The organism is Enterobacter nematophilus (assembly GCF_026344075.1).
In the GTDB taxonomy this organism is placed as follows: domain Bacteria; phylum Pseudomonadota; class Gammaproteobacteria; order Enterobacterales; family Enterobacteriaceae; genus Enterobacter; species Enterobacter nematophilus.
On record NZ_JAPKNE010000002.1, the window covers coordinates 250,770 to 275,002 of the forward strand.

Here is a 24,233-nt window from a genome sequence, read left to right on the forward strand (position 1 = left end):
GTATAATTAAAAGTGTGGTGATAATCATTATCATCTACACCATCTAACAACATTCCATACGCATGAATTGCAGCCTCCACCAGGTTTTTGGTGCGGGGGCTTTTTTGCGTCTGGAGAAAACCAAACAGGAGCAAAAAACATGCGTTACTTCAACGTTGACCAAATCTACGCAGATTTGATTACAGGCCGAACAACACGAACACTTGTTTACAGTTCACTTGTCCGAGCGCGTAAGAGTGAACAAACGGACAGGGTGGAAATGTTCGAGGAAGCGATCCGACGCTTTGACGAATGGCGAGCAACGCCAAATTTCACCCCAGTGACCAGCTAACCCAGGAGGAAACCAGAATAATCGAGAAGAAAACCAAACTACCGCCGTCCACATCGTTAATGATCCCTGATGCGACATTTCAGATTCTGTTCAAAGAAGCAAAGCGCCGAAAAATGAGCGTAAGCGCACTACTTCTTGAAGAGTGTCAAAACCTGGCGGTTAAATATTCGAAAGCTGGCGCGTAACAACCACGTTTCAGCGTCAAAACCCAACCCACGAATGAGAAGCGGAGAAAACCAAATGAAGAGCATTCGTAACTTACTGAGCATACATAGGAGCAAACAACAATGGCAAAAACACTCGCCCAGATCCAGGCAGACCCAAAATACAAATACACCGACAAAGGTGGAAAAGTAAGAGATCGTACTCTCAACATTCCCCACTACTTCAAAGAAATACCATTTATCTATTCTCCACTTCTTGAAAAAGGAAGGGTAAAGTTCAGCGCCAGGATGCAAAAGTTATATTGCTACGTAGCAGACTGGGAGAGATCCGGCGGTGTTTGTTACGAAGAGCAATCCGAGCTTGCAAAGGTTTGTGATTTATCTCGACCAAAGACAAACGACCTGATCGAATTGATGGAATCCATCGGATTATTATCAGTAACCAAAATCGAAGGACGACGTAATTTAGAGTTACGAGCACTTCCGCTAACTGATGCGCACATTACCCCACCAGAAGCACTGACAGTTCAGCCTGATATTATTTCTGATGTAGTGCCACACCAGCCAGCGCCTGAAATTGCGAAGACCGCAGCAACCCAAGAAGACACACCAGCGATAACGCCTCAAAGAATTCGTATTTCTGACGCAGTGAAATATCTGTTTGAAAATCTGTCACTACGACGAGAGGACGAGAGCTTTTATTCCTGGTCAGCACGAGTGCTTCAACGAATCGGAATAGATCATTCAATGGGAACTGAGCAACTATTTCAGGAAACACACCCGTATGAATACACCCAGATTGAACAATCAACGATACCATTTTAACCAAGAGGATTATGATTACCCCGCTCTACATTTTCTTATTCTTTCGCGCTGTTTGGTACATTACCAGCCGCATCCAAAAAAAAAGAACACTTAGGAACTACACTGACGAAACTCTTCAGTGACGTTTTCTACGCGAGTCGTTTTTAGAAGCACGTTTAGATATTCAACAAGTTTTGTCATACAGATATGGGGTACAAACTGAGGTACAAGGTGGGGTACAGCGTGAAGAAGCGATGACTGAAAGGGCTGGCTTGCAACAGCAAGCAACTTGCCCTAAGCTGGCAAAAAGTATAGAGATTCAATCTTCATGACTCGGGGTGCCCCATCGCTGATGGGCTGAGAAATACCCGTATTACCTGATCTGGATAATGCCAGCGTAGGGAAGTCAGATGCCTTCCCGGTCATCGCTTCTTCACGCAAGGCAGGAGCGAACCTATGCAGCCTGACCTGCTCGATTTACACGTTTTACACCACTTCCGAACCCGTTCTCCGCTGACCCATTGTATGACCAACGATGTCGTACAGACCTTTACGGCTAACGTTTTGCTGGCGCTTGGCGCATCCCCTGCAATGGTGATTGAGGCCGAAGAGGCTGAACAGTTCGCCGCCGTCGCTGATGCGCTGCTGATTAACGTCGGCACGTTGACCTCTCCGCGGGCGCAGTCGATGCGTCGGGCGATTGAAAGCGCGGTGGCGGCAGGCAAACCCTGGACGCTGGACCCGGTTGCGGTGGGCGCCCTGACGTTCCGTACCCGTTTTTGCCATCAAATCCTGGCCCTGAACCCGGCCGCCATTCGCGGCAACGCCTCCGAAATCCTGGCCCTTGCCGGAATGAGCGCGGGCGGGCGCGGCGTTGATACCACCGACACCGCCGCCAGCGCGTTGCCTGCCGCTCAGGCGCTGGCCCGCCAGACCCATGCCATTGTGGTCGTCACCGGCGAGGTGGACTACATCACCGACGGAGAGCGGACCCGAACGGTCACGGGCGGAGACCTGTTAATGACGCGCGTGGTGGGAACCGGATGCGCGCTCTCTGCCGTTGTGGCGGCAAGCTGCTCGCTGCCGGGCGACCGGCTGGATAACGTTGCCGCCGCCTGCGGATGGATGAAGCGAGCCGGAACGGTGGCCGTTGCGCAGTCACAAGGGCCAGGCAGTTTTGCCAGCGCGTTCCTGGATGCGCTCTATACGCTGGAGGAGCAGGCATGAAACGGATTAACGCTCTCACCATAGCCGGTACCGACCCCAGCGGCGGGGCGGGCATCCAGGCCGATCTGAAAACCTTCTCGGCCCTTGGCGCGTACGGCTGCTCGGTGATTACCGCGCTGGTGGCGCAAAACACGCGCGGCGTGCAGTCGGTCTACCGCATCGAGCCGGATTTTGTTGCCGCGCAGCTGGATTCGGTGTTCAGCGACGTGCGTATTGATACCACCAAGATCGGCATGCTGGCCGAAACGGACATTGTGGAAGCGGTGGCCGAGCGGCTTAAGCGCTATCAGGTGCAAAACGTGGTGCTGGATACCGTCATGCTGGCAAAAAGCGGCGATCCGCTGCTCTCCGCCTCCGCCGTTGAGACGCTGCGCAGTAAGCTGCTGCCGCAGGTGGCGCTTATCACGCCCAATCTGCCGGAAGCCGCCGCGCTGTTAGGCACGTCGCACGCGCAAACTGAACGGGAAATGAAAGAGCAGGGGAACGCGCTGCTGGCGATGGGGTGCGGGGCGGTGCTGATGAAAGGCGGCCACCTGGATGACGCTGAAAGCCCGGACTGGCTCTTTACCCGCGACGGCGAGCAGCGTTTTACGGCTCCGCGCGTGCAGACCAAAAACACCCACGGCACGGGGTGCACCCTCTCCGCCGCGCTGGCGGCGCTGCGCCCGCGGCATGACGGCTGGGCTGAGACGGTGCGAGAAGCGAAAATCTGGCTCTCGGCGGCGCTGGCAAAAGCCGATACTCTGGAAGTCGGTCACGGTATTGGGCCGGTTCATCATTTTCATGCGTGGTGGTAACCCAGTATACTGGCAGGAAACACCACGCCTGAGAAAACAGAGATGGAACAAGCGCATACCCGGTTAATCGCTCAACTGACTGAACGGATCGCCGCGCCTGACAACACGCCGCTGTACCTGAAATTTGCCGAAACGGTAAAAAATGCGGTGCGCAGCGGCGTGCTGGAGCACGGGAACATTTTGCCCGGCGAGCGCGATCTGAGCCAGTTAACGGGGGTGTCGCGGATCACCGTGCGCAAAGCGATGCAGGCGCTGGAAGCCGAGGGTGTTGTCACGCGAGCCCGGGGTTACGGCACGCAAATTAACAATATCTTCGAATACTCGCTCAAGGAAGCGCGCGGGTTCTCTCAGCAGGTGGTGCTGCGCGGTAAAACGCCAAACACGCTGTGGGTCAACAAGCGCGTGGTGAAATGCCCGGAAGAGGTGGCGGGCCACCTGTCGCTGGAGCCGAACAGCGACGTCTTTTTGCTGAAGCGTATTCGCTATGTTGATGACGATGCGGTGTCGATTGAAGAGTCCTGGGTGCCGGTCGGGCTCATTCCCGAACCGGATGCGATAGGGATTTCGCTGTACGACTACTTCCGCAGTCAGAATATCTTCCCGCAGCGCACCCGTTCACGGGTCAGCGCCCGCATGCCGGACAGCGAGTTTCAGGCGCACATTAAGATGGACGAAAAAATACCGGTGCTGGTGATCAAGCAGGTTGCGCTTGACCAGCAGCACCGGCCGATTGAGTACAGCATCAGCTACTGTCGCAGCGACCTATACGTCTTTGTGTGCGAGGAGTAATTCCTCAAGTGTGGGCGCGCAGTCCCCGCCGCGGTGGCTGACCACCCAGGACGCCACGGCATTCCCCAGCAGAACGGCATCCGCCAGTGACCATCCCGCCGCCAGCCCGGCAAGCGTGCCGCCCGCGTGGCTGTCGCCTGCGCCAATGGTGTCCACGACCGTGGCGGGAAACGCCGGAACAACGCCCGAGGCACCACCGTCATACCACGTAGCACCGTCTTTATCATGGCGCACTATCAGCGCGGCGCCGAAGCGCTGCTGCCACTCCACACCCAGGTTTTCAGCCTCAACCCCCAGCCTTTCAGCAGCGAGCTCCGCTTCCTGACGATTAAGCGACACGATCGGCCTGCAGGCCATAATCCGCGCCATCAGCGCGTCAGGGATATCCGCGATGCGCGGGCCGAAATCGATAAGCGCCGTCACGTCCCGCAGCCCTTCAAACCAGCCCGTCAGCAGCTCGCCGCACGGCGAGGCCAGCTGGTAGCCGGACAAATAAACCAGGCTGTTTTGCGGAACGTTTAGCTCGTCAAGCCAGCGCTGCTGCCACTGGTTCTCGACGCCGCTAAAGGACATAAAGGTGCGCTCGCCGTCAGGCTCCACCAGCGCCAGACACCAGCCGTTGTCGCCGGTTTCAGCCTCCACGGCGCTGTGCAGATCCTGCTTCGCCATCGCGTTACGAATAATATCCGCCCACACGCCGTGGCCAACGGGGAGGGCGTTTTGCGCCGCAATGCCGAGCCGCTTCAGGGCGATGGCGATATTCAGCGCGCAGCCGCCGATATTCACCCCCTGCTGTTTAAGCTCGATATCACACCCGCGCCAGGGCAGGGCGTAGGCGTCGGCGATGACGTCAATTACCGCCGCGCCCAGCACCGTCACCGGGCGCGTGGCGTGCAGGGTGTCGAGACGTTGGGCAAACGAATTCATACGCCCTCCCTTTGCTCCCTGAAGTGCAGCAGTTTTTCGCAGTAGTGACCGAAATCGAGCTGATTAACGGCGTCGAGCTCGGCCTTCAGCGCCGGGTCAATCGCCTGCACGCCGTGGAGCGCGCCGCAGATGGCCGTCGCCATCGCGCCAATGGTGTCGGTATCGCCGCCCAGATTGGCGCATAAAATCGCGCAGCGGTTCGGGTCGGTTCCCGCCAGCTCCACCATCGCGATGGCCGCAGGAACGGACTCAATGGTGCTGGTACCTGCGCCAGTGAGCTGATAAATCTGCTCGCTGGCGGAGTCGATGCCGTTGGCTTCCCGCACGGTCTTAAGCGCCAGCTCAATGCGCGCCGCCAGCGACGCGCTGAAGGTGGTGGTTTTCACCTCCTGCGCATAGCGGGCGATCCCCGGCAGGGCATCGACGATGTTCTGCCAGCGTTCCCCGTCGATGGCGCGGGAAACCGCCCAGGCAATCACCACCGCGCCGGCAATGGCGAGATCCGATTTATGCGTCGGGCTGGAGGCCAGAGCCACCTGTCCCACAAAGTGCTCCAGCCGCGTCGCCGGGAGCAGGCAGCCCAGCGGGGAGGCACGCATCGCCGCCCCGTTAGTCACGCCGTTGTTGTCCAGCTCGCTGACCGGCTTCCCGTCACGGATCGCGTTAAGCGCGATTTTCGAGGTCGGGCCGAGCACGTTTTTGTTAAACGCGTCGAAGTCGAGCGCCCAGTTCAGGATATGCTTGCCGATAACGTCCGCGTTAATCTCCCCGTCGCACTCAACGATCGCATCGGCCAGGCACAGCGCCATCGAGGTATCATCGGTGAATTCTGCCTGTTTGAAATAGCAGGCCGCGTTATTCTCTGCCGGGCCGGGTAAAAAGCGGTCGATCCAGCCGAAGTGCGCCTTGACGCGCTTTCTCGGCCACAGTTCCGACGGCATACCCATCGCATCCCCTAACGCTTGGCCGTAAAGGGCCCCGAGAATACGGTCTTGTTTCATTTAATTTCCCCTTGTGTCAGCGCGGTATCGCCATCAACCACCTCAATTGCGGTGATCTCTTTATCCGATTCGCGGAAAAACAGCATAAACAGCACGGCAATCACGGCAATCATGACTGCACCAAATGTCCACATTCCGGCCCAGTTGAAGGTCAGCCCATTCACCGGCTCTTTGTAGGCGAACATTTTTTCCATCATCACGCCGCCCAGGCGGTAACCCAGCAGGCTACCAAACCCCTGACAGCACAGCGTAATCAGGCCTTGCGCGGCGGTGCGCATGTGCACCGGCGCTTTTTTATCCACGTAGATGTACGCGGTCACGTAGTAGAAGTCGTAGCTCACGCCGTGCAGCAGAATGCCGAGGAACAGCAGGGCGTAGGTGAAGTACTGCTCGGCACCGCCGTAAACGAAGAACCCGTAGCGGATGGCGGCGGTGATCAGGCCCAGCAGTAAGACCTTCTTAATACCAAAGCGTTTGGTAAAGAACGGCAGGGCGAGCATAAAGAAGATTTCAGAGAACTGGCCGAGGGTCATCCAGCCGGTGGCGTTTTTCATCCCCACTTCGGTGAGATAGCCGTTAGCGAAGATGTAGTAGAAGGCCAGCGGCATGGCGAACAGGAACGAGCAGAAGAAGAATACCAGGAAGTTTTTATCGCGCAGCAGGACCAGCGCATCCAGCCCCAGCATGACTTTGAAATCCAGCTTGCCGGTACTTTTCGGCGGCGTGTTCGGCAGGAACAGGGCAAAGACGCCGAGCAGGGCGGAGCTGGCTGCGGTCATCAGCAGCGGAATATTGGTATCGGAAATATCGCTGTAGCCGAGCATTTGCGGCAGGAACCCGCACGCCAGCCCGGAGGCGATCCAGCCGATGGTGCCCATCACGCGGATGCGCGGGAAATCGGCCTCAACGTCGTCCACGTTCGCGAAGGCAATGCTGTTAGTCAGCGCGATGGTCGGCATATAGGTCAGGGAATAGACCAGCAGCAGCGGGAAGAAGGTGCTGAACTGGGTTTGCTGCGCGGCGAAGTACATCAGAATGGCACCGGCGAACATCAGCACCGACAGCACTTTCTGCGCGGCGAAGAAGCGGTCCGTCAGCGAGCCGACCAGAATCGGGGAGAGGATAGCGGCAATCGCGGTACAGGCGTAAGACCAGCCAATTTCCCCGGCGGTAAACCCGCTTTTGCTCAGCCACAGCCACAATGGCACAAACCACGCGCCCCAGATAAACCATTCAACAAACATCATGAATGACAGTTGGACTTTCGTTTTCATTTTTTAATCCTGCATGTCAGATAAGGTACGCCTTTAACATACCACTCAATAATACCTTTTAAATACCTTTGTGGCGATTGTTTGATCAATGTAACAGTTTTGTTGTACACGAATCGAGCCAGCAGATTGTGCTGAAAAAAAATGCAAATGGTGGAAAATCTGTTAAGTCGGTACCAGGCTTAGTCTGCCCATAAAAAATGGGACTGGATAAACTCACACCGACACGACGTCGGACTTACGGGAGTATCACATGACTGATATTGCGCAGTTGCTTGGCAAAGACGCCGACAGCCTTTTACAGCATCGTTGTATGACCATTCCAGCCGACCAGCTTTACCTGCCTGGTCACGACTACGTTGACCGCGTGATGGTGGATAACAACCGTCCGCCTGCGGTTCTGCGAAACATGCAGACCCTCTACAACACCGGGCGACTGGGCGGCACCGGGTATCTCTCTATTCTGCCGGTGGACCAGGGCGTCGAGCATTCTGCGGGTGCCTCTTTCGCGGCGAACCCGCTCTACTTCGATCCGAAGAACATCGTAGAGCTGGCGATTGAAGCGGGCTGTAACTGCGTGGCGTCCACCTACGGCGTGCTGGCCTCGGTGTCGCGCCGCTACGCCCACCGCATTCCGTTCCTCGTGAAGCTGAACCACAACGAAACCCTCAGCTACCCCACCGAGTATGATCAGACCCTCTACGCCAGCGTCGAGCAGGCGTTCAATATGGGGGCGGTGGCTGTCGGGACGACGATTTACTTCGGCTCTGAACAGTCTCGTCGTCAGATTGAAGAGATCTCCGCGGCGTTCGAGCGCGCGCACGAGCTGGGCATGGTGACCGTGCTGTGGGCCTACCTGCGTAATTCGGCGTTCAAAAAAGACGGGGTGGATTACCACGTTTCCGCCGACCTGACCGGCCAGGCGAACCATCTGGCGGCCACCATCGGCGCGGATATTGTGAAGCAGAAAATGGCCGAGAATAACGGCGGCTATAAGGCGGTTAACTTTGGCTACACCGACGACCGCGTCTACAGCAAGCTGACCAGCGATAACCCCATCGACCTGGTCCGCTACCAGCTGGCGAACTGCTATATGGGCCGCGCGGGGCTGATCAACTCCGGCGGGGCGGCGGGCGGTGATACCGACCTCTCAGACGCGGTACGTACGGCGGTTATCAACAAACGCGCGGGCGGCATGGGGCTTATCCTTGGCCGTAAGGCGTTCAAGAAATCCATGGCCGACGGCGTGAAGCTGATCAATGCGGTTCAGGACGTGTATCTGGACAGCAAAGTGACGATAGCCTGATGCCTTTAACGCCCTCTCCCCGTGGGAGAGGGCTGGGGTGAGGGCATGATCGCGCACTATGTGAAACATCAGCGCAAAAGCACACAGTCGGGTGGCAGCCTGCACTGCAGCGCGCCGGGCAACACTTCAATGCGGAACTGCGTCCCGCTCAGCGGCTCTCCGTCGAGGTTAAAGGTCATCCCGTGCGGAGCATTCACCTCAAACCACGCCGATTTACCGTCAATGATATTCGGGCTCTCTTCCGGCTGCGTCAGCGTGGTAAACAGCGCGGGCAACAGGCCATCGCCGGTGAAAATTCGCAGCTGTAGCTGACCGTCATTAATCAGCGCCTCCGGGCAGAGCTGCTGCCCGCCGCCGGCCTGACGTCCGTTGCCAATTCCAATCACCAGCGCGTCACCCTGCCACTGAAAATCCTCGCCGCGAATTTCGCATCGGTCCGGCTTGAGGGTGTCCATGCGCATCAAACCGTGGATCAGGTATGACACGCCGCCCAGCGCCGCCTTCAGTTTTTCCGGCGTTTCGCTGGTGATGCGCGTGCCGAACCCGCCGGTCGCCATATTGATAAAGCAGGTTTTGTCGTTCACCTGGGCGATATCCACAGCGGTGGCTTTGCCGAGGATCGCCAGCTGGAGCGCCTTCTCTAAATCTTCCGGGATCCCGGCGCTGGTGGCAAAATCATTGGCGGTGCCAAGGGGTAAAATGCCCATCACCGGGCGGTCCGCTGTGGGCAGGCCAATAAGCGCAGAGGCGATCTCATTGATGGTGCCATCCCCGCCGCCGGAAATAATGGTGCTGACGCCTAACGCTAAGCCTTCGTCGATGTAGCGTGCCGCGTCGCCTTTTTCCCACGTCACCCGAACGTGGATACGCGCGCCATCGTCGCGCAAACCCATAATCGCCTGACGCAGCAGATCGTTACCTGCACTTTTGCCGTTGAGAATCAATAAACTGTCTGGATAGGTTGCCATCCGCGCTGCTCCCTTTTTTAGCGTTAGTAAGAGTGTATAGCAGAGAGGAAAAAAGCGGGTAAGAACAGGATGAAAGGTAAAAAATAAGCCCGCGCAAAGGGCATTACCTCTTATCCATCTTCAACTGCTTACGCCAAACCCGATTATGTAGCGTTAGCGCAATTGAACGGTAAAAGACCGATGTATTCATCCACACGATATTCAGGCAGAAAAAAACCAACCCTAACAAAGAGGTTATTTGCGGTGTGTAATTTTCTACCGAGCTGAATAAAAGCGAAATCCACGTCCAGATAAAATAAACGATGCTCATCAAGCCAGTCAGTGCAATAGCGGAAATATGCAGTTTATATCCAGTTAAGGATCCCCTGGCAGTCAGAAACATAGTGCTCATCACAACCATGCAATACACCACTGCTGCAAGGAATACTCCCATCATTACCTTAAATTCAGGTAGGCCGAGCAGGCGAAATAGCAACATCCAGACAGAAACTTGCAGCATAGCGTAGCAAAAAATCGTGAGTAATGTACTTACTGCCAAAGGAATGCCAGTCATATGTACCCCCACGGGCACACCGAACTGAGCTTTTAAACGATTCTTTAATGATTCAAGGCGTTGGCGATCGTCAGTCGCCATTTCACCTGTTATCACGGTGCTTAATGCAAGGCTCTTCTTGATGTAATTTAACATGTCCGGGTCAATAACTTCCTGTAAGTGAAAAAGACTGAATCAAACCAAAAATGTATTTACCAGATTGGGTAATATTCTGAGGATTCCGGATTGTACCCGAGACAGCACTTCCAGCAAATGCTGAGGAGTTTGAAATAGCATTCAATAGCTCACGCTGTAAGAGCAACTGCAGCGCTTCCGATGGATAACGTTTAGGGTAAACCCCGGCCTTCATCGCTGCTTTAATACCTGAATTCGAGATCCCGGGATTTTGGATACGGATGATTTCCTCAGTTAAACGCGTACGGTCCGCTCGGCTCATTTTTTGTAATAGAGAGAGTAAACTTTCAGACGTCGAGCGATTAAGTAGGCGGTAGGTTAATACAGCACTTTTTAGTCCCGCAGCTGCCCCGGCAAGTGAAATTGCATCAAGAGCAGTATTGGTTGCGGTATACCACTCCTGAGAATCCATCCAGGCAACATAGTCGTTATGATTCATGGCAATAAGTGATAAGCGGCCAAGTCCGTTTGCACATTGAATTCCTGTTGCTACGCCACCGGCGACAATCACAGCGGCAACAGCACCGGAAGAACCAGCGGTGAGAGGAATGGCCATACCTGCACCTGCTGCAAGTACGACGGTGAGAATTGCTGCTCCGCAAGAAATCGCTGTAGAGCCGATTTCAGTCGCTAATGAAGGAGACTGAATCGTACTGGTCGTTGCCTGGACAGGATTACTTGAGGAGGCATTTACTTTAGTTATGACGACATGGCTTACCGAACTTTCGTTTAGCGTCGCAATCCGTCTTGATGGTCTCACTAACCACTGACGTGCACCGTCTGAGTAGATGATCCCAACCTGACTAAAGTTACGGCTACAGTCCAGCTGGTTGGCAAGGGCGCTGAAATTAATATCTCCGCCGGACGCAAGACCCAGACTGCGTGCGAGTTCGTAATCAGGAATATCCTTTGAAATCTGACCAGGAAATGTCATGTTGTTTCTCCATCCATGTGAAATCGTTTGTCGCTAAGTTATCAAGAGTAAAAGGCATGTTTTGGCTGGCAATTAGGAATACTCCGAATGACGTTCATCCCCGCCAGTGTCGTTAAAGGTTGTGATGTCTGTCGTATGTACGCACGATTTTCATAACGGTACTCCAGCAGATGCTATCGCGAACCTACACCCTTCATATGGTTGGTTTTTGCAATTTCATTTTCAAAAAGGGGACTGAATAGGGCATAAAAAAATAAGCCCGCGTAAGGGAGATTACGCGGGCTAAGGAGGTGGTTCCTGGTACAGCTAGCATTTATGGGTTATGTTTTTCAGCGCTGGGGATAATACCCGTATTGAACGAAGCGGTATGTGATCCGATTCTAAGAATTATCCCAGCGCGAAAAAATTTCCCTGATTAACTATTTGCCGTGTGGGTTTCGGGTGCTTTCACCGTTGAAGTTACGCATCAGCAGCGCGAACTTCAGCTCCACCTCTTCCGGAACCGGCAGCCAGACGGTATGGCCATCACCTGGCGCAACGTCAATCGCTTCGCCTTTGCCGTTTTCCAGATGTTCCAGCGTGAAGTTCATGTTGCCCTGCGGGGTCATCAGCTCCAGGCTGTCGCCTTTGGTGAACTTATTTTTCACCGCCACGGCAGCCAGCGCGCCTTTGCGCTCGCCGGTGAAGTCGCCGACAAACTGCTGGCGCTCGGATACGGAGTAGCCGTGCTCGTAGTTCTGGTAGTCGTCGTGAGTATGACGGCGCAGGAAGCCTTCGGTGTAGCCGCGGTGCGCCAGACCTTCCAGGGTTTCCAGCAGGCTGGTGTCGAACGGTTTACCGGCTGCCGCATCGTCGATGGCCTTGCGGTACACCTGCGCGGTACGCGCGCAGTAGTAATAGGATTTGGTGCGGCCTTCGATCTTCAGGGAGTGCACGCCCATCTGGGTCAGACGCTCAACGTGGGCGATGGCGCGCAGGTCTTTCGAGTTCATGATGTAGGTGCCGTGCTCGTCTTCGAAGGCGGTCATGTACTCGCCCGGACGTTTGGCTTCTTCAATCATAAACACGCTGTCGGTTGGCGCGCCGATGCCGAGCGTTGGCTCAATGTTGGTCACCGGAATAGGCTCATGCTTGTGGACGATGTTGCCGATATCGTCCTCTTTGCCTTCCTGGACGTTATATTCCCAGCGGCAGGCGTTGGTGCAGGTACCCTGGTTCGGGTCGCGCTTGTTGATATAGCCGGAGAGCAGGCAGCGGCCGGAGTAGGCCATGCACAGCGCGCCGTGAACAAAGATTTCGATTTCCATGTCCGGCACCTGAGTGCGGATCTCTTCGATCTCTTCCAGGGACAGTTCGCGAGACAGAATGACGCGGGTCAGCCCCATCTGCTTCCAGAACTTCACCGTCGCCCAGTTGACGGCGTTAGCCTGCACGGAGAGGTGAATATCCATCTCCGGGAAGTTCTCCCGAACCAGCATGATTAAACCCGGGTCCGACATGATCAGCGCGTCCGGCCCCATATCCACCACCGGCTTCAGGTCGCGGATGAACGTTTTCAGCTTGGCGTTGTGCGGCGCGATGTTCACGACCACGTAGAATTTTTTGCCCAGGGCATGCGCTTCGTTGATGCCGAGCTGCAGGTTCTCGTGGTTGAATTCGTTGTTACGCACGCGCAGCGAGTAGCGCGGCTGGCCCGCGTAAACGGCGTCGGCACCATAGGCGAAAGCGTAACGCATATTTTGCAGCGTTCCCGCCGGGGAAAGGAGTTCCGGTTTAAACATGTTTGTTCTCGTTCTGATGACAGGTCAGATCCGCGTGCACCTGGTGCAGCGGTAAGGGGAGATCCCCCACTTTAAGGGCGGGCATTGTAGCGCTGCGGAGAAGACAGGTAAAGCTTTGCCCCTCACCCTAACCCTCTCCCCAAAGGGGCGAGGGAACTCAAACACCCTCTCCCCTTTGGGGAGAGGGCAGGGTGAGGGGGTGTTTATTTACGCAATCCTGCACGCATCCGCTTCCCACCGATACCCCACGCCATACACCGCGCGGATAAACGACTGCTCGGCGTCCAGCGCCTCCAGCTTGCGGCGCAGGTTTTTGATATGGCTGTCGATGGTGCGATCGGTCACCACGCGGTAATCGTCATATAGGTGGTTCAGCAGCTGTTCGCGGGAGAACACTTTTCCCGGCTCGTGGGAGAGGGTTTTCAGCAGGCGGAACTCCGCAGGCGTCAGGTCCAGCAGCTTGCTGCGCCAGCTCGCCTGGAAGCGGCTTTCGTCGACAATCAGCGGGCTTTCGGCGTCGAGCACCTGAAGCTCGCGCTGCGGCCTGCAGCGGCGCAGAATGGTTTTCACGCGGGCGACCACTTCACGCGGGCTGTAGGGCTTGCAGATGTAATCGTCCGCGCCAATTTCGAGCCCCAGCAGGCGGTCAATCTCTTCGATTTTAGCGGTGACCATGACGATCGGCACGTCGGAGAAGCGACGAATCTCCCGGCACAGGGTCAGGCCGTCGGTACCGGGGAGCATCAGATCCAGCAGGATCAGGTCCGGCGGCGTCTGGCGCACGTACGGCAGTACCTGGTCGCCGTGGCTTATCAATGACGGGGCGTAGCTGGCCGCGCGTAAATAGTCGATCAGCAGCTGCCCCAGCTTGGGTTCGTCTTCGACAATCAAAATGCGCGGCGTGTTTTCGTCAATCGGTAACTCGGTCATGCTTCCCTCGATAAATCCCGTTCCAGAGGTAACTCTACTGTAATGCTAACCCCGCCAAAAGGCGAATGGGCGGCGCGAATGGTGCCATTATGCGCCTCGACGATGTTAACGCAAATCGCCAGCCCCAGGCCGGAACCGCCGCTGGCGCGGTTGCGGGAGCCTTCGGTGCGGTAAAAGCGCTCAAACAGTTTTTCCAGCTGCGCGTCCTGCACGCCGGGGGCGGAATCGGCGAAGGTGAGGGCGAAGCGTCCGTTTTCCTGCCTGCCGGAGATATGCAGCCCGCCGCCGCTGTCGGTGTAGCGCAGGCTGTTCTCCAGCAGGTTGTTGAATAGCTGCATCAGCCGGTCTTTGTCGCCAAATACCACCGCGCTGTCCGGCAGGGAGAGATCGATTTTCAGGTTGCGGCTGGCAAACCGTTCCCGGAAGGCGCCGCTGGCCACTTCGAGCACGTTAATCACATCGACGGGCGCCTTCTGGTAGGCCAGCGCCCCTTCGTCGGACATGGAGAGCTGGTGGAGATCGTCCACCAGCTTGGTGAGCGTGCCCACCTCCGCCTGCAGAGAGGCCACCGATTCGGGCGTAAACTGGCGCACGCCGTCCTGAATCGCCTCCAGCTCGCCGCGCAGCACCGCCAGCGGGGTGCGCAGCTCGTGGGAAATATCGGCCATAAAGTCGCGGCGCATCTGCTGGTTTTTCTCAAGCGTGCTGGCGAGCTGGTTAAAGTCCTGCGCCAGCTTGCCCAGTTCGTCCTGGCTGCGGGTGTCGACGCGGGTGGTGAAATCCCCGGCGGCCAGCTTGTGCGTGCCTTCCACCAGCCGTTTCACCGGCGCGAGCAGACCGCGCGCCAGCGGGAAGGTGGCGAGCGCGGCGAGCAGGGTAGAGAGGGCGACGATTAGCCAGCTGGTCCGGCGCTGCTGGCGGTCAAAGTTAATGTCGGTGTTGCGCGTCAGGCGCTCCACCGGCGAGGCGATTACCCAGCCGACGGTCGCGTTATTCACCTTAATCGCCCGGCGGGTGCCGTCCGGCGGTATCGGCGCGCGCGGGCCCACCAGCGTGCGCATGTCCTGGTCGATCACCCAGAACTGGGTGCGCCAGCCGTGCGGCGGCATGCCCGGCCCCGGGCGATCGTCACCGGTGTCGTGCTCCAGCGAGCGCAGGATCTGGAAAATAAAGCGGTCGTTGTTGCGCAGAAAACGCCAGTTGCCGTGCTGGGCGTACTGTTCACTCAGCGCATCGCTTAAGCCCTGCAGGCGCTGCTCGTTGCCATGCTTGATGTAGTCAATAAAGCCGCGCTCGAAGCTGACCCGCACCGCCCAGTGCATGGTGATCAGCAGGACGATACAGGTGGCAAAAATCGCCACAAAGAGCTTGCCGGTAATGCCCGGACGCCAGAATTTCATGAGCCACTCCTTTTGCCGCGCCTAATCACGACGTTCTTGCTGGTATCATCCGGCACCCGGGCGAAGATGACGGCGGGCAGGGCGATAATCACCGCCATGCTGAGATAAGTGTATAAAAAGACCTGATGCGCCACCGGCGTGTCGACGCTGAGGTGATGCTGGCCGTAGATGCCGAGCAGTAAACCCGCGATGGTCACGCCGACGCTCATGGAGAGCTGCATGATCATCGACAGCAGGCTGTTGCCGCTGCTCGCCAGCTCGTCCGGGAGATCCTTCAGCGTCAGGGTATTCATTGACGAGAAGCGCATGGAGTTGACGATCCCCTGACAGAACAGCACCAGCGGCAGGACGTAGTACCAGCCCATCAGCGCCACGGCCATAAACAGCAGGCTCACCAGCGCCAGCCCCAGCGTGGCGGTCACCAGCACGTGGCGGTAGCCAAAGCGGTTCACCACCTGCACCACGATGCGCTTCATCCCCATGCTGCCAAGCACCATCGGGATCATCATCAGGCCCGCGTGAAACGGCGAAAAGCCCATGCCAATTTGCAGAAACACGGGCGTCATAAACGGCAGCATGCCGCTGCCGATGCGTCCGGCGAAGCTGCCGAACAGGCCAAGGCGGTAGGTGGGGTTTTTAAACAGATTCAGGCTGAACAGCGCCTTGTCATTCCCACGCGCATGCCACAAATACCATCCAACGGCGGTAAGGCCGAGGGCAACCAGAGCGCCCAGCGTCAGGGACGAAATGCCCAGCCCCTTTTGCCCGTCGAGCGCCAGGGTCAGCGTCGCCATGCCCGCCGCCAGCAGGATAAAGCCGAAGAAATCAAAGCGCCGCGTCTGCATTTTGTAATTCGGCATCAGCGCCAGGGTGGCGATAGCGCCGATGATGCCAACAGGAAGATTGATTAAGAAAATCCAGTGCCAGGAGGCGTACTCCACCAGCATCCCGCCGAGCGCCGGGCCCAGCAGCGGCCCCACCTGACCGGGCAGGGTGACGAAGGTCATCGCCGCCATGTACTGCTCGCGCGGCACGATCTTCATCACCGTTAAGCGCCCGACGGGCACCATCATCGCGCCGCCGACGCCCTGCAGCACGCGCGCCATCACCAGCTGGTCGAGGGTGCTGGCCTGCGCGCAGAACAGCGAGCCGGCGGTAAACAGCACGATGGCGGTAAAAAAGATATTCCGCACGCCCACTTTGTCCGCCAGCCAGCCGCTGGCGGGCAGCATCACCGCGACCGTCAGCACGTAGGCGACAATCACCATATGCATATGCAGCGGACTCTCCCCCAGGCTTTTCGCCATCGAGGGGAGGGCAGTGTTAACGATGGTCGTATCCAGCGACTGCATAAAGAAGCCGAAGGCGACTATCCATAATTGCCAGCGAACGTTGCTGGGAAGCTCAGTCATTTACCCGGTCACCGTGGTTCTGTTTTTACGCGAAAAGCGCAGCCGCAGGCGGTCAAAGAACAGATAGACCACCGGCGTGGTGTACAGCGTCAGCAGCTGGCTCATGACCAGGCCGCCGACGATGGTGATCCCCAGCGGCTGGCGCAGCTCTGAGCCATCGCCGCCGGATATCACCAGCGGCAGCGCGCCAAACAGCGCCGCCAGGGTGGTCATCATGATCGGACGAAAACGCAGCAGGCAGGCCTGGAAGATCGCCTCCTCCGGTGACAGGCTGCCGTTGCGCTGGGCGTCCAGCGCAAAGTCCACCATCATGATGGCGTTTTTCTTCACGATGCCGATTAATAGCATGATCCCGATGAGCGCGATCAGGCTGAACGGCGCGCCGAACAGCTCCAGCGCCAGCAGCGCCCCCACGCCCGCCGACGGCAGCGTCGAGAGAATGGTCAGCGGGTGAACGTAGCTCTCGTACAGCACGCCCAGCACAATATAGACCGTGGCGATGGCCGCCAGAATCAAAATCACCTGCGAGTTCATCGTCTCCTGGAATACCTGCGCGGTACCGGCAAAGCTGCCGCGCACGGTGGACGGCACGCCAAGCTGCGTCATCGCGCGGTTGATCGCGTCGCTGGCCTCGGAAAGCGACGAACCGGCGGGCAGGTTAAAGGAGATGGTCGACGCCGCCGAAAGCCCCTGATGGTTCACCGACAGCGGCGCGTTGGCCGGCCGCCAGCTGGCGAAGTAGGAGAGCGGAATCGCCTTGCCGTCGCTGTTAATCACAAACATTTTATCCAGCGCGCTGATGTCCTGGGTGTAGCGCGGATCCACCTCCATCACCACCTTGTACTGGTTCATCGGCTGATAGATGGTGGAGATCTCCCGCTGGCCGAAGGCGTTGTTCAGCAGGCTGTTGGCGGCTTCAACGTTAATGCCCAGCCGCGACATGGTTTCGCGGTCGTAGGTGAGCGCCATCTCGGCGCCGTTGTCCTGCTGATCGGAGTTCACGTCCGCCAGCTGGGGCAGGGCGGCCAGCGCCTTGCGGATCTTCGGCTCCCACTCGCGCAGGGCGGCTAAATCGTCCGAGAGCAACGTGTACTGGTAGCTGGCGTTCGCCTGTCGCCCGCCGACGCGGATATCCTGAACGGCCATCAAAAACAGGTTTGCGCCCGGCTCTTTGGCGAGCTTCACCCTCAGGCGATCAATCACCTGCTGCGCCGTTTCGCTGCGCTCGCCGCGCGGCTTAAGGGTAATGAACATCATCCCGCTGTTAACGCGCGACCCGCCGGTAAAGCCGGTCACGTTATCCACGGCGTTGTCTTCCCGAATGATCTTCATAAAGTCCTGCAGCTTGCCGCGCATCGCCTGGAATGAAATGCTCTGGTCCGCCTGGATGCCGCCCATCAGCACGCCGGTGTCCTGCTCCGGGAAGAAGGTTTTCGGGATGGTGATGTACATCCAAACGTTGAGCCCAATGGTGGCGATCAGCACCAGCCCGACCAGCCGCGTATGGTTCAGCACCCACTTCAGCGATTTGCCGTAGCCTTCCTGCATCGCCATCAGAAAACGACCAAAGCCTTTGCGGCGCGGCTGCGAATGGGGTTTGCTGCGCTTGAGCATCCAGCCGCACATCATCGGCGTGAGCGTCAGGGAAATCACCAGCGAAATCCCGATAGCGACGGAAAGGGTGACGGCAAATTCCCTCAGCAGCCGCCCCGGCAGCCCGCCCATCAGCAGCAGCGGCAGGAACACCGCCACCAGCGACAGGCTCATGGAGAGTACCGTAAAGCCTACCTCGCGCGTGCCCTGCAGCGCGGCCTGCAGCGGCTTCACGCCCGCTTCAAGGTGGCGGGAAATGTTCTCCAGCACCACGATGGCGTCATCCACCACGAATCCTGTGGCAATCGTCAGGGCCATCAGCGACAGGTTGTTAAGGCTAAAGCCGCACAGGTACATGGCGGCAAAGGTCCCAATCAGCGACACCGGCACGGCCACCGCCGGGATCAGCGTCGCGCGGCCGGAGCGCAGGAACAGGAATACCACCAGGATCACCAGCGCGACGGAGATAATCAGGGTTTGCTCCACCTCTTCAAGCGAGGCGCGAATGGTCGGGGAGCGATCCTGGGCAATCTGCAGATCGATTGCCGCCGGGATGGTCTCCTGCAGCTCCGGGAGGCGGGCGCGAATGCTGTTCACCGTCTCAATAATGTTCGCCTCCGGCAGCTTGCGGATCATCAGCAGAATGGCCGGTTTAGCGTTGGTCATCCCGGCGTTGCGCACGTCCTGCACCGAGTCGGTGACGCTGGCAACGTCGCTCAGGCGTACCGCCGCGCCGTTGTTGTAGTGAATAATCAGCGGCTGGTATTCCGCGGCGGTTTTTAGCTCGTCGTTGGTGTGGATCTGCCAGCGATGGCTAGCGTCCTCAATCGCCCCCTGCGGTTTACGCACGTTGGCGTTGCTGATGGCGGATCGCACGTCGTCCAGCGACACGCCCTGGTTAAACAGCGCCTGCGGGTTCAGGCCCACGCGCACGGCGGGCAGGGAACTGCCGCCAACGCTCACGTCACCCACGCCGTTTATTTGTGAGATCGTCTGCGCCAGCTGGGTCGACGCAAAATCGTAGAGCTGCCCCTGAGAATAGGTGTCTGAGGTCAGCGTCAGGATCATGATCGGCGCATCGGACGGGTTGGCCTTGCGGTAGGTCGGACGGCTCGGCATCCCGCTCGGCAGCAGGCTTTGCGCGGCGTTGATCGCCGCCTGCACGTCACGCGCCGCACCGTTAATATCCCGGTCGAAGCTGAATTCCAGAATGATGCGCGTGCTGCCCAGCGAGCTGCTGGAGGTCATCTCGTTGACCCCCGCAATCCGCCCGAGCGAACGCTCCAGCGGCGTGGCGACCGACGACGCCATGGTTTCCGGTGACGCGCCCGGCAGCGAGGCGCTGACCATGATTACCGGGAAATCCACCTGCGGCAGCGGGGCGACGGGCAGCAGCCGGAAGCCCAGCACGCCGCACAGGGTGATGGCGACGGAGAGTAAAATCGTCGCCACCGGGCGATAAATGAAGAGGGCGAAAAACTTCACTTACGCCTCCTCTTCACGTTTCGGGAAACGGCTTTTGGTCCACAGCGCCAGGCGGTCAAACAGCAGGTAGATCACCGGAGTGGTGAAGAGCGTCAGCACCTGACTCACCAGCAGGCCCCCGACCATACCGATACCCAGCGGGCGGCGCAGCTCCGCGCCGACGCCGGTGCTGAGCATCAGCGGCAGCGCCCCCAGCAGGGCGGCCAGCGTGGTCATCAGGATCGGGCGGAAACGCAGCAGGCAGGCCTGGAAGATGGCATCGCGCGGCGACATGCCCTGCTCGCGCTCGGCGGCCAGCGCAAAGTCGATCATCATGATGGCGTTTTTCTTCACGATCCCGATAAGCAGGATAATGCCGATGATGGCTATGACGTCCAGCTCGCTGCCCGCCAGCATCAATGCCAGCAGCGCCCCCACGCCCGCCGTTGGCAGGGTAGAGAGGATGGTGATCGGGTGGATAAAGCTTTCGTACAGCACGCCAAGCACGATGTACATCGCCACTACCGCCGCGACGATCAGCCAGACGGTGTTGCCCAGCGCGGCCTGGAACGCCAGCGTGCTGCCCTGGAACTGGGTCTGAATATCGGACGGGAAGCTGAGCGCTTTTTCAGCAGCCTGGATCGCTTCCACCGCCTCACCCAGCGAGTAACCGTCCGGCACGTTGAAGGAAATGGTGGTGGACGGGAACTGATCCAGGTGGTTAATCGACAGCGGGGTATAGCGCTCCTCCACCGTGGCGATGGCGCTTAGCGGCACAATGCCGCCGTCTTTGCTGGTCAGGCGCACCGAGTCCAGCGCGGCCAGGCCGGGCGTGTTCTCCGTGTTGTGCTCCAGCACCACGCGGTACTGATTCGCCTGGGTGTAGATAGTGGAGATCAGGCGCTGACCGAAGGCGTTGTACAGGGCGTTGTCCACATCAGACATGGTAATGCCCAGACGGCTGGCGGTGTCGCGGTTGACGTTCACGTAGGCCGCCAGCCCTTTGTCCTGCCAGTCGCTGCTGACGTCGGCGAGCTGCGGCAGGGTGTTAAGTTTTTCCACCAGCTGCGGCACCCAGGTGCTGAGGGCGTCAAGCGACGTAGCCTGGATCGTGAACTGATACTGCGTGCGGCTGACCTGGGTATCGATGGTCAAATCCTGAATCGGCTGCAGGTAAAGCTCAACGCCCGGCAGGCGGGCCACGGCGCTTTGCAGCCGCTCGATGACGGCGTTCACGCGGTCGTCGCGCTCATCCAGCGGCTTGAGGTTGATCTGCAGACGCGCGCTGTTGAGCGACGGGTTGGTGCCATCCACGCCGACGTAGGAGGTCAGGCTCTCCACCGCAGGATCCTTCATGATGATCTCCGACACCTGCTGCTGGCGCTGGGCCATGTTCGCGAAGGAGACCGACTGCGGAGCCTGAAGCGTGCCCTGAATAATGCCGTTGTCCTGGATGGGGAAGAAGCCTTTCGGAATGAAAATCCACAGCATCACGCTGAGCGCCAGCGTTCCCAGCGCCACGCCGAGCGTTGCCCACGGATGGTTCAGCACTTTCGCCAGCACGCGACCGTAGGCGGCAATAATCCGCTCGAACATACGCTCGGAGGCGCGGGAGAAGCGGTTTTGCTTGCGCAGGGACTCGTGGCTCAGCATGCGGGCGCACATCATCGGGGTCAGGGTCAGCGACACCACGGCGGAGATCAAAATGGCGACCGCCAGCGTCACGGCAAACTCGCGGAACAGCCGCCCGACGATATCGCCCATAAACAGCAGCGGGATCAGCACCGCAATCAGCGAGAAGGTCAGCGAGATAATGGTAAAGCCGATTTCCCCCGCGCCCTTCAGCGCGGCGGCCAGCGGCTTTTCGCCTTTCTCGATATAGCGCGAGATGTTCTCAATAACGACGATGGCGTCATCCACCACAAACCCGGTGGCGATGGTGAGCGCCATCAGCGTCAGGTTGTTAATCGAAAAGTCGAGGAACACCATCACCGCGAAGGTGCCGACCAGCGAGAGCGGCACGGCGACGGCGGGAATAATGGTTGCCGGAACGTTGCGCAGGAACAGGTAGATGATCATTACCACCAGCGCAATCGCCAGCATCAGCTCGAACTGGGTATCGGTGACCGACGCGCGAATATTGGTGGTGCGATCGGAAAGCACCTTCACGCTGACCGATTTTGGCAGGCTTTCAATCAGCTGCGGCAGCATGGTGCGAATGCTGTCGGCGGTTTCGATGATGTTGGCGCCCGGCTGGCGCTGCACGTTCATCACGATCGCCTGCTGCTTGTTCGCCCACGCGCCGAGCCAGCTGTTTTCCGCGCCTTGTTCCACGGTGGCGATGTCGCCCAGGCGGATCGGCGCGCCGTTCTGGTAGGCCACAATCAGCTGACGGTATTCGTCGGCCGACTGCATCTGGTCGTTTGCCGAGAGGGTGACCGCGCGGGTGGGGCCGTCCAGCGAGCCTTTCGCCGAGTTGACGTTAGCATTGCTGATGGCGGTGCGGATGGTTTCGCTGGTCAGCCCCAGCGCGGCAATCGCCTGCGCGTTAAGCTTCACGCGCACGGCCGGGCGCTGGCCGCCCGCCAGCGTGACGAGGCCGACGCCGGAAACCTGAGAAATTTTCTGCGCCACGCGCGTTTCGACCATGTCTTCGACCTGGGTCATCGGCATGGCGGAGGAGGTGACGGCGAGCGTCATGATCGGCGGATCCGCCGGGTTCACCTTGCTGTAGACCGGCGGGTTAGGCAGGTCCGACGGCAGCAGGTTGGTGGCGGCGTTGATGGCGGCCTGTACTTCCTGCTCGGCGACGTCCAGCGACAGCGTCAGCTGGAACTGCAGCGTCACGACGGATGCCCCGCCGGAACTCTGGGAGGACATCTGTTTTAACCCGGACATCTGGCCAAACTGGCGCTCCAGCGGGGCGGTAATGGCGGACGTCACCACGTCAGGGCTGGCACCAGGATAAAGCGTCACCACCTGAATGGTGGGGTAATCCACCTCCGGCAGCGCCGACACGGGCAGGAAGCGGTAGCCAATGATCCCGGCCAGCAGGATCGCCACCATCAACAGCGTGGTGGCGACAGGGCGGAGGATAAACAGGCGTGACGGCCCACCTGTAGAGCTCGGGGGCATAACCTGCATCAGGAGGTCGCTCCCTGTTTCGCAGGTTCAACCACCTCAACTTTCGCGCCTTCGGTGAGGCGGTCGATGCCGTCGGTGACCACGCGGTCGCCGGCGGAGAGCCCGGCGCTGATGACCACCGTCTGGCTATCCTGAATCCCGGTTTTCACCAGATGCTTGCTCACTTTATTGTCGCTGTTCAGCACCCAGACAAAGCTTCCTTCGTTACCCATCTGCAGCGCTGCGGTGGGGATCACCACCGCGTTCTCTTCGGTAGCGACTAGCATTCGCGCGTTGACGAACTGGTTCGGGAAGAGGGCATCGTCCTGGTTGTTAAAGCGCGCCTTCAGCTTGATGGTGCCGGTGGTGGTATCGATCTGGTTATCCAGGCTAAGCAGGGAACCCTCGCTCAGCTTCTGCTTGTTGGTGCGGTCCCAGGCTTCCACCACCAGGCCTTTACCGGCTTTTTGCGCTTGCATAACGGTCGCAATATCGCTTTCCGGCAGGGTAAAGACTAAATCAATCGGGTGGGTCTGGGTGATCACCACGATGCCCGTGGTGTCGCCGCTGGCGATCTGGTTACCGATATCGACCTGCTTCAGGCCCACGCGTCCGTCAATCGGCGCGGTGATGCGGCTCCAGTCCAGCTGCAGCTGCGCGCTGGCGACGGCGGCCTCGTCGGCTTTGATGGTGCCCTGCGTTTCGCTGACCAGCGACTGCTGGGTGTCCAGCTCCTGACGAGAAACGAGGTTGGTTTTCACCAGCTGCTGGTAGCGCGCCAGATCGCGACGGGCGTTGGCGAGGGTGGCTTTGTCTTTCACGAGCTGCCCCTGCGCCTGGGCGAGGGCAACTTTAAACTGGCTCGGGTCGATTTCCGCCAGCAGATCGCCCGCTTTAACCTGCTGACCTTCCTGGAAGTGGATCGCGATGAGCTGACCGTCAACGCGGCTGCGCACCGTGGCGGTGTTGGCGGCGGTGATGGTTCCGAGCCCCGTCAGATAACGTGGAACGGCTTTGCTCACCGCCGTTGCCGCCTGAACCGGCGCCAGCGCGCCGCCGCGCATGCCGTGACGGCCGCCGCCTGCCGGGCGCTGTGGTGCACTATTGGCACCGGCGGGAGCGGCGGAGTTCGCGGATTGACTGTGCCAGTACCAGGCGGCGGCAAGGACCACCACAATGATGCCAGCGGCGATTGCCCAGCGGGATTTGTTACTGCCTTTCATCGTTATACGTTCTCATCCTGAATACTTCGGGGAATGATACTAGTTTAGTCAGCTAACACAG

At 58.7% G+C, this 24,233-nt stretch carries 18 protein-coding genes and 1 riboswitch; of the genes, 5 read left to right on the forward strand and 13 right to left on the reverse strand.

Going from position 1 to position 24,233, the window contains the following annotated elements; all coding sequences use genetic code 11:
* Positions 1-618: 618 nt before the first annotated feature.
* The 4 genes from OSH03_RS07885 to OSH03_RS07900 all read left to right on the forward strand — a co-directional run bounded on the left by OSH03_RS07885 (position 619) and on the right by OSH03_RS07900 (position 4,112).
* Positions 619-1,320 (forward strand): hypothetical protein, encoded by a 702-nt coding sequence (locus OSH03_RS07885; RefSeq protein ID WP_266178754.1) that lies wholly within the window; start codon positions 619-621, stop codon positions 1,318-1,320.
* A gap of 303 nt (positions 1,321-1,623) precedes the next feature.
* Positions 1,624-1,720: riboswitch (TPP riboswitch) on the forward strand.
* A 35-nt stretch (positions 1,721-1,755) separates the two neighbouring features.
* Positions 1,756-2,526, forward strand: a complete 771-nt coding sequence (gene thiM / locus OSH03_RS07890) for a hydroxyethylthiazole kinase (protein WP_266178755.1) — start codon at positions 1,756-1,758, stop codon at positions 2,524-2,526.
* Positions 2,523-3,323, forward strand: coding sequence for a bifunctional hydroxymethylpyrimidine kinase/phosphomethylpyrimidine kinase (gene thiD / locus OSH03_RS07895; protein ID WP_061097651.1), 801 nt, complete (start codon positions 2,523-2,525; stop codon positions 3,321-3,323). Before thiM ends, thiD begins: the two co-directional genes overlap by 4 nt.
* Positions 3,324-3,365: 42 nt before the next feature.
* Positions 3,366-4,112, forward strand: a complete 747-nt coding sequence (locus tag OSH03_RS07900; protein ID WP_028013821.1) for a GntR family transcriptional regulator — start codon at positions 3,366-3,368, stop codon at positions 4,110-4,112.
* Here OSH03_RS07900 and OSH03_RS07905 read toward each other — a convergent pair.
* From OSH03_RS07905 to OSH03_RS07915, 3 genes are read right to left on the reverse strand one after another with little or no spacing between them, the layout of a single operon-like run.
* Positions 4,086-5,039, reverse strand: coding sequence for a PfkB family carbohydrate kinase (locus OSH03_RS07905; protein WP_266178756.1), 954 nt, complete (start codon positions 5,037-5,039; stop codon positions 4,086-4,088). The genes OSH03_RS07900 and OSH03_RS07905 overlap by 27 nt on opposite strands.
* The gene (locus OSH03_RS07910) at positions 5,036-6,040 is read right to left on the reverse strand and encodes an ADP-ribosylglycohydrolase family protein (RefSeq protein ID WP_266178757.1); all 1,005 of its coding nucleotides are present in this window, start codon (positions 6,038-6,040) and stop codon (positions 5,036-5,038) included. The genes OSH03_RS07905 and OSH03_RS07910 overlap by 4 nt, the downstream gene beginning before the upstream one ends.
* Positions 6,037-7,314, reverse strand: coding sequence for a nucleoside permease (locus OSH03_RS07915; protein WP_266178758.1), 1,278 nt, complete (start codon positions 7,312-7,314; stop codon positions 6,037-6,039). Before OSH03_RS07915 ends, OSH03_RS07910 begins: the two co-directional genes overlap by 4 nt.
* Positions 7,315-7,564: 250 nt before the next feature.
* Between OSH03_RS07915 and fbaB the strand changes: the two genes are divergently transcribed.
* Entirely contained in the window at positions 7,565-8,617 is a 1,053-nt protein-coding gene (gene fbaB / locus OSH03_RS07920; RefSeq protein WP_266178759.1) for a class I fructose-bisphosphate aldolase, read from the forward strand.
* A 68-nt stretch (positions 8,618-8,685) separates the two neighbouring features.
* On the opposite strand, the gene yegS is transcribed toward fbaB, so the two are convergent.
* From yegS to OSH03_RS07970, 10 genes are all read right to left on the reverse strand, one after another.
* Positions 8,686-9,585: a lipid kinase YegS gene (gene yegS, locus OSH03_RS07925; protein WP_266178760.1), complete on the reverse strand. Its 900-nt coding sequence runs from the start codon at positions 9,583-9,585 to the stop codon at positions 8,686-8,688.
* Positions 9,586-9,688: 103 nt separating this feature from the next.
* Positions 9,689-10,273: a hypothetical protein gene (locus tag OSH03_RS07930; protein WP_266178761.1), complete on the reverse strand. Its 585-nt coding sequence runs from the start codon at positions 10,271-10,273 to the stop codon at positions 9,689-9,691.
* 7 nt (positions 10,274-10,280) lie between these two features.
* A complete protein-coding gene (locus OSH03_RS07935; RefSeq protein WP_266178762.1) occupies positions 10,281-11,246 on the reverse strand; it encodes an Ssp4 family T6SS effector in 966 nt (321 codons plus the stop codon).
* A gap of 419 nt (positions 11,247-11,665) precedes the next feature.
* On the reverse strand, positions 11,666-13,027 hold the full coding sequence (trhP, locus tag OSH03_RS07940; protein WP_266178763.1) for a prephenate-dependent tRNA uridine(34) hydroxylase TrhP: 1,362 nt from the start codon (positions 13,025-13,027) through the stop codon (positions 11,666-11,668).
* Between the two features lie 207 nt (positions 13,028-13,234).
* Complete coding sequence (gene baeR, locus OSH03_RS07945; RefSeq protein ID WP_024908120.1) at positions 13,235-13,957, reverse strand: envelope stress response regulator BaeR; 723 nt, start codon at positions 13,955-13,957, stop codon at positions 13,235-13,237.
* Positions 13,954-15,357 carry an envelope stress sensor histidine kinase BaeS gene (gene baeS / locus OSH03_RS07950; RefSeq protein WP_061097656.1) on the reverse strand — a complete coding sequence of 468 codons (1,404 nt, stop codon included), beginning with the start codon at positions 15,355-15,357 and terminating at the stop codon, positions 13,954-13,956. Before baeS ends, baeR begins: the two co-directional genes overlap by 4 nt.
* Positions 15,354-16,769, reverse strand: a complete 1,416-nt coding sequence (mdtD, locus tag OSH03_RS07955) for an MFS transporter (protein ID WP_266178764.1) — start codon at positions 16,767-16,769, stop codon at positions 15,354-15,356. The genes baeS and mdtD overlap by 4 nt, the downstream gene beginning before the upstream one ends.
* Entirely contained in the window at positions 16,770-19,847 is a 3,078-nt protein-coding gene (mdtC, locus tag OSH03_RS07960; RefSeq protein WP_266178765.1) for a multidrug efflux RND transporter permease subunit MdtC, read from the reverse strand. It lies immediately after the preceding gene.
* Entirely contained in the window at positions 19,848-22,970 is a 3,123-nt protein-coding gene (locus tag OSH03_RS07965) for an MdtB/MuxB family multidrug efflux RND transporter permease subunit (protein WP_266178766.1), read from the reverse strand. It lies immediately after the preceding gene.
* Complete coding sequence (locus tag OSH03_RS07970; protein ID WP_266178767.1) at positions 22,970-24,172, reverse strand: MdtA/MuxA family multidrug efflux RND transporter periplasmic adaptor subunit; 1,203 nt, start codon at positions 24,170-24,172, stop codon at positions 22,970-22,972. Before OSH03_RS07970 ends, OSH03_RS07965 begins: the two co-directional genes overlap by 1 nt.
* Positions 24,173-24,233: the final 61 nt, after the last annotated feature.

Bases quoted from the DNA above. Each gene is read 5' to 3' on its own strand.
- baeR (WP_024908120.1), bottom strand. From the start codon at position 13,957: ATGACCGAGTTACCGATTGACGAAAACACGCCGCGCATTTTGATTGTC.
- OSH03_RS07885 (WP_266178754.1), top strand. From the start codon at position 619: ATGGCAAAAACACTCGCCCAGATCCAGGCAGACCCAAAATACAAATAC.
- OSH03_RS07910 (WP_266178757.1), bottom strand. From the start codon at position 6,040: ATGAAACAAGACCGTATTCTCGGGGCCCTTTACGGCCAAGCGTTAGGG.
- thiD (WP_061097651.1), top strand. From the start codon at position 2,523: ATGAAACGGATTAACGCTCTCACCATAGCCGGTACCGACCCCAGCGGC.
- baeS (WP_061097656.1), bottom strand. From the start codon at position 15,357: ATGAAATTCTGGCGTCCGGGCATTACCGGCAAGCTCTTTGTGGCGATT.
- yegS (WP_266178760.1), bottom strand. From the start codon at position 9,585: ATGGCAACCTATCCAGACAGTTTATTGATTCTCAACGGCAAAAGTGCA.
- fbaB (WP_266178759.1), top strand. From the start codon at position 7,565: ATGACTGATATTGCGCAGTTGCTTGGCAAAGACGCCGACAGCCTTTTA.
- OSH03_RS07970 (WP_266178767.1), bottom strand. From the start codon at position 24,172: ATGAAAGGCAGTAACAAATCCCGCTGGGCAATCGCCGCTGGCATCATT.
- OSH03_RS07900 (WP_028013821.1), top strand. From the start codon at position 3,366: ATGGAACAAGCGCATACCCGGTTAATCGCTCAACTGACTGAACGGATC.
- trhP (WP_266178763.1), bottom strand. From the start codon at position 13,027: ATGTTTAAACCGGAACTCCTTTCCCCGGCGGGAACGCTGCAAAATATG.
- thiM (WP_266178755.1), top strand. From the start codon at position 1,756: ATGCAGCCTGACCTGCTCGATTTACACGTTTTACACCACTTCCGAACC.
- OSH03_RS07905 (WP_266178756.1), bottom strand. From the start codon at position 5,039: ATGAATTCGTTTGCCCAACGTCTCGACACCCTGCACGCCACGCGCCCG.
- OSH03_RS07965 (WP_266178766.1), bottom strand. From the start codon at position 22,970: ATGCAGGTTATGCCCCCGAGCTCTACAGGTGGGCCGTCACGCCTGTTT.
- OSH03_RS07930 (WP_266178761.1), bottom strand. From the start codon at position 10,273: ATGTTAAATTACATCAAGAAGAGCCTTGCATTAAGCACCGTGATAACA.
- OSH03_RS07915 (WP_266178758.1), bottom strand. From the start codon at position 7,314: ATGAAAACGAAAGTCCAACTGTCATTCATGATGTTTGTTGAATGGTTT.
- mdtD (WP_266178764.1), bottom strand. From the start codon at position 16,769: ATGACTGAGCTTCCCAGCAACGTTCGCTGGCAATTATGGATAGTCGCC.
- OSH03_RS07935 (WP_266178762.1), bottom strand. From the start codon at position 11,246: ATGACATTTCCTGGTCAGATTTCAAAGGATATTCCTGATTACGAACTC.